At 30.4% G+C, this 10,214-nt stretch carries 15 protein-coding genes and 1 pseudogene; 11 read left to right on the forward strand and 5 right to left on the reverse strand.

Features of this window, described 5'->3' with window-relative positions; genetic code table 11:
• Positions 1–6: 6 nt before the first annotated feature.
• The 8 genes from BMW96_RS13215 to BMW96_RS13250 all read left to right on the forward strand — a co-directional run bounded on the left by BMW96_RS13215 (position 7) and on the right by BMW96_RS13250 (position 6,136).
• The gene (locus BMW96_RS13215; protein ID WP_092356917.1) at positions 7–1,770 is read left to right on the forward strand and encodes an IS1634 family transposase; all 1,764 of its coding nucleotides are present in this window, start codon (positions 7–9) and stop codon (positions 1,768–1,770) included.
• 143 nt (positions 1,771–1,913) lie between these two features.
• Entirely contained in the window at positions 1,914–2,147 is a 234-nt protein-coding gene (locus BMW96_RS13220; RefSeq protein ID WP_092356879.1) for a hypothetical protein, read from the forward strand.
• A 1-nt stretch (position 2,148) separates the two neighbouring features.
• On the forward strand, positions 2,149–3,105 hold the full coding sequence (locus BMW96_RS13225) for an AAA family ATPase (protein WP_092356883.1): 957 nt from the start codon (positions 2,149–2,151) through the stop codon (positions 3,103–3,105).
• 142 nt (positions 3,106–3,247) lie between these two features.
• Positions 3,248–4,054 carry a plasmid recombination protein gene (locus tag BMW96_RS13230; protein ID WP_244881326.1) on the forward strand — a complete coding sequence of 269 codons (807 nt, stop codon included), beginning with the start codon at positions 3,248–3,250 and terminating at the stop codon, positions 4,052–4,054.
• Positions 4,055–4,142: 88 nt separating this feature from the next.
• A complete protein-coding gene (locus BMW96_RS13235; protein ID WP_092356886.1) occupies positions 4,143–4,451 on the forward strand; it encodes a hypothetical protein in 309 nt (102 codons plus the stop codon).
• Positions 4,435–4,815, forward strand: coding sequence for a TnpV protein (locus tag BMW96_RS13240; protein WP_092356889.1), 381 nt, complete (start codon positions 4,435–4,437; stop codon positions 4,813–4,815). The genes BMW96_RS13235 and BMW96_RS13240 overlap by 17 nt, the downstream gene beginning before the upstream one ends.
• Positions 4,787–5,281, forward strand: coding sequence for a tyrosine-type recombinase/integrase (locus tag BMW96_RS13245; RefSeq protein WP_092356892.1), 495 nt, complete (start codon positions 4,787–4,789; stop codon positions 5,279–5,281). Before BMW96_RS13240 ends, BMW96_RS13245 begins: the two co-directional genes overlap by 29 nt.
• 234 nt (positions 5,282–5,515) lie before the next feature.
• On the forward strand, positions 5,516–6,136 hold the full coding sequence (locus BMW96_RS13250; RefSeq protein WP_092356895.1) for a PBECR4 domain-containing protein: 621 nt from the start codon (positions 5,516–5,518) through the stop codon (positions 6,134–6,136).
• A gap of 217 nt (positions 6,137–6,353) precedes the next feature.
• On the opposite strand, the gene rpsI is transcribed toward BMW96_RS13250, so the two are convergent.
• From rpsI to BMW96_RS13275, 5 genes are all read right to left on the reverse strand, one after another.
• Entirely contained in the window at positions 6,354–6,746 is a 393-nt protein-coding gene (rpsI, locus tag BMW96_RS13255) for a 30S ribosomal protein S9 (protein ID WP_092356898.1), read from the reverse strand.
• Positions 6,747–6,763: 17 nt separating this feature from the next.
• Positions 6,764–7,201 carry a 50S ribosomal protein L13 gene (gene rplM, locus BMW96_RS13260; RefSeq protein ID WP_092356901.1) on the reverse strand — a complete coding sequence of 146 codons (438 nt, stop codon included), beginning with the start codon at positions 7,199–7,201 and terminating at the stop codon, positions 6,764–6,766.
• 313 nt (positions 7,202–7,514) lie between these two features.
• A complete protein-coding gene (locus tag BMW96_RS13265) occupies positions 7,515–8,255 on the reverse strand; it encodes an alpha/beta hydrolase (RefSeq protein WP_092356903.1) in 741 nt (246 codons plus the stop codon).
• Complete coding sequence (locus tag BMW96_RS13270) at positions 8,255–8,497, reverse strand: hypothetical protein (protein WP_092356906.1); 243 nt, start codon at positions 8,495–8,497, stop codon at positions 8,255–8,257. The genes BMW96_RS13265 and BMW96_RS13270 overlap by 1 nt, the downstream gene beginning before the upstream one ends.
• Positions 8,497–9,183 carry a tRNA threonylcarbamoyladenosine dehydratase gene (locus BMW96_RS13275; RefSeq protein WP_092356909.1) on the reverse strand — a complete coding sequence of 229 codons (687 nt, stop codon included), beginning with the start codon at positions 9,181–9,183 and terminating at the stop codon, positions 8,497–8,499. The genes BMW96_RS13270 and BMW96_RS13275 overlap by 1 nt, the downstream gene beginning before the upstream one ends.
• Positions 9,184–9,321: 138 nt before the next feature.
• On the opposite strand from BMW96_RS13275, the gene BMW96_RS13280 reads away from it, so the two are divergent.
• The 3 genes and pseudogenes from BMW96_RS13280 to BMW96_RS13970 form a co-directional block, all read left to right on the forward strand.
• Positions 9,322–9,564, forward strand: a complete 243-nt coding sequence (locus tag BMW96_RS13280; RefSeq protein WP_092356912.1) for a helix-turn-helix domain-containing protein — start codon at positions 9,322–9,324, stop codon at positions 9,562–9,564.
• A 98-nt stretch (positions 9,565–9,662) separates the two neighbouring features.
• Complete coding sequence (locus tag BMW96_RS13285; protein ID WP_092356915.1) at positions 9,663–9,884, forward strand: helix-turn-helix domain-containing protein; 222 nt, start codon at positions 9,663–9,665, stop codon at positions 9,882–9,884.
• A 102-nt stretch (positions 9,885–9,986) separates the two neighbouring features.
• Positions 9,987–10,214 (forward strand): annotated as a pseudogene (locus BMW96_RS13970) (transposase); the annotation flags it as partial.

Genomic DNA, 10,214 nt, shown 5'->3' on the forward strand with positions numbered 1-10,214 from the left:
TTTACTATGTATCTTAGACAAATGAAAAAACATAACGGTCGTATCTATTTAGCTATTTATGAATCTTATCGTGACTCTCATAATGTCCCTCGTTCTCGATCTGTTAAAAGTATCGGCTATCTTGATGAATTTATAAATCTTTATGACGATCCTATTCAGCACTTTAAAGATATGGCCTATGATATGACTATTGAAAACAAATCTAAAACTGTTCACAGTATTAATATTGATCTACAGACAGAAATTATTAATGGTTTAAATATCTATAACGTTGGCTATCTTCCCTATAAGCATTTATATAACGAACTCGGTTTAAACGATTTTTTAATAAACAAACAAAGATATCTCAATGTTGAGTTTTCCTTAAACAAAAACCTTGAATTACTTGTCTTTTCTCGTATTTTATACCCTAATTCTAAAAAGTCCACTTTTGAAAACAGAGCACGATTCTTCGCTCCTTTTGATAGCGGCATTACAAAAGATTCGGTTTATAAAAGTCTTGATTTTTTCAATCAATATAAGGATGATATTCTAAAACTTATATGGAACAATACCAAACAGCCTTATCATAGAGATGCTTCTAAAAATTTTTACGACTGTACTAATTACTATTTTGAAACAGAGTATAACGATGAAGATATTTTTGATGATGAAGGCAACATCATTGAAAAAGGATTAAGAAAACGTGGACCCGAAAAAAACAAAAGACCTGACCCTATTGTAGAGATGGGATTATTAATGGATGGAAGCGGTATCCCAATGGCCTATGATCTTTTCCCTGGCAACGAGTCAGAAAAGTTATCATTAAGACCTTTATTAAAGAAAACAAAAGCTAAATTTGGAATAGAAAGAACGATTGTCGTAGCTGATCGTGGTTTAAACACATCAGATAACATCTATTTTCTTGCTGGTAAAAACAATAAAGAACATAATCCAATGGATGGATATGTCTATGGTCAATCTGTAAGAGGTGCCGACAAAGAATTTAAGAATTGGGTTTTAAATCCTAATGGCTATCAATGTGAACTTATTGATGATGCAGCTTTTATTCACAAATCAAGAAAATATGCTAAAACCATCAAAATTGAAAGAGACGGCAAAAGAAAAGTGCCAGTTCATGTTTGTCAAAAACAAATGGTATATTATTCATCAAAATATGCCAGAAAGCAGCGAAAAGAACGTGAGAAAATGATTGAGAAAGCTAAAGATCTAATAGAGAACCCTGCTAAGTATACAAGAGCTACAAGCTATGGAGCTGCTAATTATGTAAATAATATCGATTATGACAGAGAAACAGGAGAAGTCAAAACAGGAAAGACATTATCTCTTGATCTTAATAAAATCAAAGAGGAAGAACAATTTGATGGCTATTATTCAATTGTAACCAGCGAAACAGAACTAGAAGATCATGAAATTAGAAAGATATACAGAGGACTATCAAAAATTGAAGATACATTTAAAGTGACAAAATCAAATTTCTCATCCAGACCAGCATTTGTGTGGACAGCAGAACATATTAAAGGACACTTTTTTACATGCTTTATAGCTTTGGTTTTGATTAGGTTATTAGAAAAAAGGTTAGGAAATAAATACTCAGTAGATAAAATTATAGAATCAACTAAAAACTATAACTGCATTAACCTGGATACAAATATCTATCAATTCGTCTATAGAGACGAAATCATTGATGAGATATCGAAAGAATTTGGTATTAACTTAAACAAAAAATATCAAACAAAAGAAGAAATCAAAAAAATTTTAAAATATTAATAAAAAAGCACTGTTACACTACATAAAAGTGAAAATACCAAAAGGCAAATTACGCTCATTTTATCGGGATAATTTGCCTTATTTTCTATATTTAGGTTCGAAAGTCAAGATTGTAAGACTCTAAATGAAGGAGGAATGTGAAAATGGAAGAAAAAAGAGTTTTTATTGAATTACCAGAATTTACTGGTAGAAATGTTCCTATCTTAGAATTGTCAAAGACAATAGGAAAAGATGCACAATTTATTCGTATTGGTTTACAAAAAGGTGTATTGAAGTTTGGATTTGCATTGAAGAAAGATAATTCATCTGAATTTAATTATTACTGTCCTGATAAGAAGGTTTGGGAAGAAACAGGATATTTTAAAGTGGAAATGTAATATGATTGAATTAGAAATTACACGCTTATCTCAAATTCAAACTACTGAAGTTGAATGGTTATGGTATCCTTATATTCCTTTCGGCAAGTTGACTATTATTCAAGGAGATCCAGGAAGTGGTAAAACAATGTTGATTTTATATCTAGCCAGTTTACTGTCAACTGGCTCTCCTTTACCAACCGAGGATAAAAATATTAAACATGAGCCATTAAATGTCATTTACCAGACATCTGAAGATGGATATGATGATACTATCAAACCTAGGCTAGAAAAATTTAAAAATGTTGACTTTGATCGTATTGTATTTATCAATGAAGATAAATGTTCATTAAATATGCTAGATGAAAGAATTGAACAAGCAATTATACGTGAAAATGCAAAGTTATTTGTTCTTGATCCTATACAAGCTTATATTGGGCAAAATATTGATATGAATCGTGCAAATGAAATGCGTCCATTATTAAAAAATTTAACAACTATCGCTCAAAAACACCAAGTTGCTATTGTTTTAATTGGACATATGAATAAGGGAAAAGGATCAAAATCATCATATCGCAATTTAGGAAGTATTGATATTCATGCTGCTGCACGTAGTGTACTCATATGTGGTGAAATTAAAAATCAAGAAGGTGTAAGAGCAGTTGCTCAAGACAAATCAAGTCTTGCACAACGTGGAAAGCCTTTTGCTTTTCGTTTTAATGATGAAGGATTTGAATGGTTAGGTGAATATGAAATAGATGCTGATGAATTACTAGATGGATTGAAACGATATACTGATAAAGATCGTGCAAAGGATTTTCTCCAACGAGAACTTAAAAATAGTCCAACAAAGGCAAAAGTCATGTATGACAAAGGAAGTAAATTAGGTTTTTCAAAACGCACACTTGATCAAGCAAAAGCTGAGCTAGATGTCAAATCATTTAAAGAAGGTAAATCATGGTATTGGAAGTTAAATTAACATTGCAAGGTTGCAGACTATCTAGGGACTTACAATCTTGCAACCTTCCTTTTAAGTATTGCCTTTGTTACTTTTGCGAAAGTAACTCACAAGCACTTTTGTCAAAAACAAAAGATGCATTGCGCTCTACGAGGTTTCCTTTATGAGTGAACATATAACTAGGACTATCAGTGCTATGCTTGAAAAAGGAAATGAAAATCACAATAGCCTTAAATTTATCGCTCATAATGTTGATCCAAGTCGTACAAATCAGAATATCGAATATAAAAACATGAAAATTCAATCAGCATATCATTTATTATTTGATGATGCTCTGAAACGATATAACACTAAACAAACAAGACATGATAGAGTCATCAAGAATTACTATGAAAAAATAAGAACAAGCAAACAAGAAAAACCATTTCACGAAGTTATTATACAAATTGGCAATAAAGATGATACGAATGCAACTTCTCCAGAAGGTGAACTTGCTAAAACAATTCTTGATGAATATATGCAATCTTTTCAAGAAAGAAATTCTTCACTCTTTGTATTCTCTGCTCACTTGCATATGGATGAAGAAACACCACATCTTCATATTGATTTTATTCCTTATACTACAAATAGTAAGCGAGGATTGGATACAAGGGTATCTTTAAAACAAGCACTTTCTAAATTAGGATTTAAAGGTGGTAGTCGTAGTGATACCGAATGGAATCAATGGATAGTATCAGAAAAACAAGTCCTAGCTAAAATCATGGAAAAATATAATATTAAATGGTTAAAGCTAGGGACACACGAAAAACATTTAAGAGTCTTAAATTATGAAAAGAAAATGCGACAAGAAGAAATCAACACATTATCATCTACTATTTCTCAATTAAGCCAACAAAAAGAAACACTTACCGATAATATAGAACAAGTAAAAAATGAAATTAGTGAAATAGAAGAAAAGCTATATATATAGTCTAAAAGAAGATGAACAAGAATTTATTAACTTAACTCAAGAAATCAACAAAGAAGAATTATGGTATATACCCGAACCATCAAAATTAATGACTGTTAAAACGTATCAACATAAACTAATAAAACCATTTATTAAAAGACTTAGAAAGATTGTTGATATTGTTGTAACTCAATACAACAAACTTTTTCGAGAAGTAAAGCAATTACGAAAAGAAGTTTTCTCATTAAAACAATATATCAATCCATTAGAGGATGAAGTTATTTTGCTTCGCAATGAGAACAGAAAATTTCGCAATCAATTAAGTAAACTTTCAAAAATTTTAGGTAAAGATGAAATGAAAGAAATGCTAGAAAAACCAATCAGAAAGAAGGGAAAGACTTATGATAAACAAAGATAATACAAATAATAAAATACAATTTGAAAAGATTGGAGATATTTATTATCCAGTATTTAATGATATGCAACCATCATTAGGCTTTTATGCTAAAAAAAGAAAAGAATATCTTAAAAAATACTATCCCCATCAATATGTACAATTGCTTAAGGATAAGCAATATAAGAAACGATTATTTATTCTTAATTGTTATTGTGAACAATTATATCAAAAACGAAAGGAAAAAATACTAAAAAGATATACAACAATAAGTAAAACACAACTCAAAAATATATCTACTGAGATACAAATGAATACTCTTAATGAATATGTTTATCAAACAAAGGAGGTGATTTTTGATGGCAAAGATTTTAAAATTAGCGAATAGTTATGGCAGTGTGTCAAAAATGAGCAATGCCTCTCGTCGCAGAAAACCATATATAGTTCGTGTTACCACTGGTTATACCTTAAATGAAGAAAGTGGTATTCGAAAAGTACCAATAAGTGATTATATCTATCCATTTATTAAAAATTGGTATGAATCATCTCATTGTGATCGTCTATTGCATACTGAAGAACAAAAACCATTCAAATACAGAAACTACTATAATAGTTACTTCTTACCTTTGATGGAACAACTTGGTTTTGACCAAACTCCACATTGTTGTCGACACACTTGTATTTCTTTACTTGCTGAAGCAGGTGTATCACCTACTTATTCAAAGATGATTGTAGGGCATAAAGGTGCAATGACAATGACTGAGAAAGTCTATACACACATTGATATGAAAATATTAATTGATGCAGTTAATCAGATGTATTATCCTGAAAATATTAAATCTTTTATTCAATAAAAACTCGCATAAATTGATATAAAATGAATAAACTATTTGTGATGGATATGTGTTGACTTTTTCTACTGACATGTTATTATATGTATGTAGATAAAGGTCGGTATGGAGACCTCAAAAACCCATGTCCATTGGTCGGAGCAGAGACCTAAAACCTGCTCCAATTGCAGAGATAACTGCTAAAAATCAAAGGGCGAGCAATCGCCCTTTATTATTTCATAGAAACGGAGTGAAAATATGGCTGAACAAACTTCTTTTAAAACAAGAGTAAAAGAAATCGCAATAACTGAATCAAAGAATTATAAAGATGTTTTTGTTGACCATCAATATCTCATCTGTTCTAAAGGTTTCAAAAAAAGAGATTATTATATTCTATCTGCTGAAAAAGATAATTTTCTTCATCTCGTTGGAATCAATACGGATTTATCTGCCGCTTCCTTTTTTGATAAATGTTATGATGGAACTTTGAATGAAGATGACTTTGATTTTAATAAAGAAGGAAAAAACGAAAATAGTATTAAAGGTTCAGTCAGAAGAAAAATTAAATCTTTAGAAAAAATTAGCACTTTATTTCAAGATGATATTTTGATCGAAGAAGATTTTAGAAAAAATAAAATCGTATGTGCTATAGCCACTACTGATACACAAATAACACTTGGTTTCTCTGATGGAACTGTATCAAGACCTAAAACATTATTAAAGGGTAATGAATTAAAAACAAATCCATTAACTGTTGATTTAGTCTTATCAAAGAAAAGAAATGAGAAGAAATTTAATAAAATAGTCATTGGCAATACTGAACTTGTTAAAGAGTTTAGCGATAAAATCTCTAATTTAATCACTGAAGAAATAAAATAACAAATAATCATAGGAGCTTCTAAATTGGAGTTCCTTTTTTATAGTGTTGCATATTTGAGAATATGTGGTGAGAACTTTGTTGCATACTTGTTACATATATGTTGCATACCGTTTTTAATTTATAAAAACAGAAAAAAACTCAAATCGAGTTTTAGCCGATAAATAAAGGCTTTTGACGATTTGAGTTTCTTTGAATTTCTCTGAATAAACGAATAAATTAACGTTTAGAGAATTGTGGAGCACGACGAGCTTTTTTAAGACCGTATTTTTTACGTTCTTTAACACGTGCATCACGAGTAAGGAATCCAGCAGCTTTTAAAGTTGGTCTATAATCAGTACCAGCTTGCAATAATGCTCTTGAGATACCATGACGAATAGCTCCAGCTTGTCCAGAGTATCCACCACCATAAACATTTACTTTAATATCAAATTGTGATGTTGTATTAGTTAATTCTAATGGTTGATTAACAATCATTAACAAAACATCTGATGGTAAGTATTCTTTAGCTGGTTTATCGTTAATTACGATATTTCCTGTACCTGGTGTCAAAATAACACGAGCTACAGAAGATTTTCTACGTCCAGTTCCTCTATATTGTACATTTGCCATTTTTCTGTTCTTCCTCCTTACCCTTTAATCTTCAATTCTTCTGGTTTTTGTGCTGCATGTGGATGTTCACTACCTGCATAAACAAATAATTTCATCCCTTGTTTTCTACCTAATGTGTTATGTGGTAACATACCTTTTACTGCTGCTTCAACCCAACCAGTTGGATTTTGATCTTTGAATTGGCGAGCAGTTTTAACTTTTAAACCACCTAACCATCCAGAGTGATGATAGTAATTTACTGTATCTAATTTTTTTCCAGTCATTACTACTTTATCAGCATTAACAATAATTACATAATCACCAGTATCTACATGTGGTGTATAAGTAGGTTTATTTTTCCCTCTTAATACTGATGCTACTTCTGATGCTAAACGACCTAAAGTTAAGTCAGTTGCATCAACTACATACCATTTTCTTTCAATTGTGGCTGCATTAGCCATAGTTGTTTGTCTCATCTAATTTTTTCTCCTTTATCCTTACCGGGGACTTTAGAGTTCATAAGAACATTTTTATTATAAGTACTTCATAACTTAATGTCAATCTTTTTTCTACAAATAAATCACCTTTATATCCGACGTTTTTTATAACCAAATTTTATTCATTTAAATAAAAATATACAATAATTATCTTTTTAACTCCAACATCCTTCCACTTATAAAATAATGATCTTAAACATCAAACAAAAAAACCTAGAAAATATTTTAAGTATCTTCCAGATTCTATAAACCTATCATATATTTATATTCTTTTAATTACTAAGTGATATATTCAGGAACACAAAAACTCTAACGATAATCTAAGTACTTTTTTTATCTGCTCCACCTTATCAAAATTATGATTTGCTCCTTTAATTGGAATAAATTTAGCAGTATTAATAAATTTAGGTACATATATTTTAGATATTTCAAATGGAACAGTCGTATCCTCTGTACCATGAATCAACAATAAATCATTAGTATAAATATTTAATCCATCATAAAAATTACGATCTAATATATCATCAACAAAACTTTGTGAAATTTCATAGCCACCATGATCATATAATCCATCTACATTCGCTTCTACTTTACCAGTTAAATAATCCAATGCCATAGGTAAGTTAAATGCTGGTGCCCATAAAACCAATTTTTTTATTTCCTTAGGATAAAGTTTAGCAAGTTCACTTGCTATCGCTCCTCCCATAGAATGACCTAAAACATAGACTTCTGTACAATTTTCCATTTTCAAAGCTTCTTCTAAGATTACTCTAGCACAGGCTAATTCATCTTTAAATGTCATATCTTTAAAATTAAGATCACTTTCACCACTACCTAAAAAATCAAATCTAAATGATGCTATTCCTTTAGCTTCCAGCATTCTTGATAATTGAACATAACAAAATTTTGTTCCTGTTTTCTGCCCTGTAAAACCATGAAAAATCAAACACACTGGATGTTTATCACAATTTGGCTTATGAAAAAATCCACGCATTACTCCTTTTGGGGTAGGTATTTCACAATAGTGCTGCATTATAATACCTCATGTGCCTTTTTAAAACGCTTAATCCCATCATTATTTATATACTGATTTGTAATATCACGAATATTATCTTCACTAAAATCCCCACCAATAAACAAACAAGTATCCATGATTTCATTAGTTAAAACAGTCCAAAGTTCATCACTAAACTCTTCATCACAAACCATTTCTTTTACTATTTTCATACAATTATCAATATATTTATCTTTATTAATTTCCGTAATACCTTCCATTACTTATTCTCCTTCGCCAATTCTTTAATAACATATCCTGCAATCATCAAACCCGCAACACTTGGAACAAAACTAACACTTCCTGGAGTTGCCCCATCAACTTTTTGAGGTAATTCCTCTGAATATAATACTATACATTTTTTTATACCTCTTTGCTTTAACTCTCTACGCATTACCCTTGCCAGCGGACAAACACTAGTTTTATAAATATCCGTTATTTTAAAACATTCAGGCTCTAATTTATTCCCTGTTCCCATTGATGAAATAATAGGAATCTTTAATTTATAACAATTTTCAATTAAAGCAATTTTTGCTTTCACAGTATCAATTGCATCAATCACAAAATCACAATCACAAAAAATATTTTCCATTCCTTGATCAGGGAGATAGAATTGCTGATAAGTTGTAATATTCAAATTAGGATTAATATCCAGGCATCTTGCTTTAGCTACATCTACCTTATTCATTCCTATTGTCGAATGTAATGCATATAATTGACGATTAAGATTAGTTATATCAATCTTATCATGATCAACTAAAACAATCCCACCAATCCCGCATCTTACTAACGCTTCAACAACATAACTCCCAACACCGCCAAGTCCAAAAACTGCTACCTTTTTATTTTGAAGATTTTCAAGCCACTTAGAATCTAACATTCTCAAAATTCTTGCAAACTGTTCCATATTTCACCTCTTGTATATTATAAACCAATCACCTATTTTTATAAAGATAAAGCCATAAAAAAATGTTTAGTCCAATTTAGGACATTTAAGCATAGACCAATAAGGTCCATCCTATAATAAAAACAGGTGGTGATAATTATGGTAGTTTATAAAAGAATCCGTGATCTTCGTGAAGATAAAGATTTAACTCAAAGGGAATTAGCAAACTATCTTAATGTTTCCCAAAAATCCTATTCCCGTTATGAACGTGGAGAAAGAACCATTACTCCCGAAATGTTATCAAAAATTGCCACTTTTCATGAGACTAGTGTTGATTATTTATTAGAACGTACAGATGACAAAACTGCTTACAGTAAAAAAGAGAATCATTCTAATCGTTAACTCAAACATATATTATACATTAATATTTTAGACCATATCAGTCTAAACAGTTCGTTCTTTATCCTCTCTGCCCTATAATTATGCTAGGCGGTGAAAATATGCATTACAAAAGGCTTAAAGAACTAAGAAAAAAAGAAGATCTTACACAACAAAAATTAGCTGACTATTTACATGTCAATCAAAAAACATATTCTAGATACGAACGTGGTGAACATGAAATGACCGCTGATACCTTAGATAAACTAGCCACATTTTACGACACCACAGTTGATTACTTAATTGGTAGAACAGACGATCCTACAAATACAACAAAAAAATAATTAAGGGGCTGTAACGAAATAAAATAGTTAAGTTCCAAAACAAAAAAGACAATATCTCAGTGAGTTGCTGAGAAATATTGTCTTTTTTGGTATAATTAGATCATGGAAACAACGACTTTTTCACAATCTAATTACATTACTCATTATAACGCAATTCAGGTATCTTTGCCAATGAATATTGGAACAATTATTGATCCAGATGATGAGGTTGTTTCTTTCTTAAAGGTGATGGAAGGAGTGAACTGTTCTAAATATATTAAAAATGTCAGTCACCGGGGTAGAAAGGGATATGATAAGGGAATGCTGTTAAGAATTATTCTTTTTGCTTAT

It is taken from the genome of Thomasclavelia cocleata (genome assembly GCF_900102365.1).
Lineage (GTDB): Bacteria > Bacillota_I > Bacilli_A > Erysipelotrichales > Coprobacillaceae > Thomasclavelia > Thomasclavelia cocleata.

What these genes read in the sequence shown, in the direction of transcription:
- BMW96_RS13215 (WP_092356917.1), top strand. Translation starts at nt 7, where the DNA reads ATGTATCTTAGACAAATGAAAAAACATAACGGTCGTATCTATTTAGCT.
- BMW96_RS13220 (WP_092356879.1), top strand. Translation starts at nt 1,914, where the DNA reads ATGGAAGAAAAAAGAGTTTTTATTGAATTACCAGAATTTACTGGTAGA.
- BMW96_RS13245 (WP_092356892.1), top strand. Translation starts at nt 4,787, where the DNA reads ATGGCAAAGATTTTAAAATTAGCGAATAGTTATGGCAGTGTGTCAAAA.
- BMW96_RS13280 (WP_092356912.1), top strand. Translation starts at nt 9,322, where the DNA reads ATGGTAGTTTATAAAAGAATCCGTGATCTTCGTGAAGATAAAGATTTA.
- BMW96_RS13250 (WP_092356895.1), top strand. Translation starts at nt 5,516, where the DNA reads ATGGCTGAACAAACTTCTTTTAAAACAAGAGTAAAAGAAATCGCAATA.
- BMW96_RS13235 (WP_092356886.1), top strand. Translation starts at nt 4,143, where the DNA reads ATGACTGTTAAAACGTATCAACATAAACTAATAAAACCATTTATTAAA.
- BMW96_RS13265 (WP_092356903.1), bottom strand. Translation starts at nt 8,255, where the DNA reads ATGCAGCACTATTGTGAAATACCTACCCCAAAAGGAGTAATGCGTGGA.
- BMW96_RS13270 (WP_092356906.1), bottom strand. Translation starts at nt 8,497, where the DNA reads ATGGAAGGTATTACGGAAATTAATAAAGATAAATATATTGATAATTGT.
- BMW96_RS13225 (WP_092356883.1), top strand. Translation starts at nt 2,149, where the DNA reads ATGATTGAATTAGAAATTACACGCTTATCTCAAATTCAAACTACTGAA.
- BMW96_RS13275 (WP_092356909.1), bottom strand. Translation starts at nt 9,183, where the DNA reads ATGGAACAGTTTGCAAGAATTTTGAGAATGTTAGATTCTAAGTGGCTT.
- rplM (WP_092356901.1), bottom strand. Translation starts at nt 7,201, where the DNA reads ATGAGACAAACAACTATGGCTAATGCAGCCACAATTGAAAGAAAATGG.
- BMW96_RS13285 (WP_092356915.1), top strand. Translation starts at nt 9,663, where the DNA reads ATGCATTACAAAAGGCTTAAAGAACTAAGAAAAAAAGAAGATCTTACA.
- BMW96_RS13240 (WP_092356889.1), top strand. Translation starts at nt 4,435, where the DNA reads ATGATAAACAAAGATAATACAAATAATAAAATACAATTTGAAAAGATT.
- rpsI (WP_092356898.1), bottom strand. Translation starts at nt 6,746, where the DNA reads ATGGCAAATGTACAATATAGAGGAACTGGACGTAGAAAATCTTCTGTA.
- BMW96_RS13230 (WP_244881326.1), top strand. Translation starts at nt 3,248, where the DNA reads ATGAGTGAACATATAACTAGGACTATCAGTGCTATGCTTGAAAAAGGA.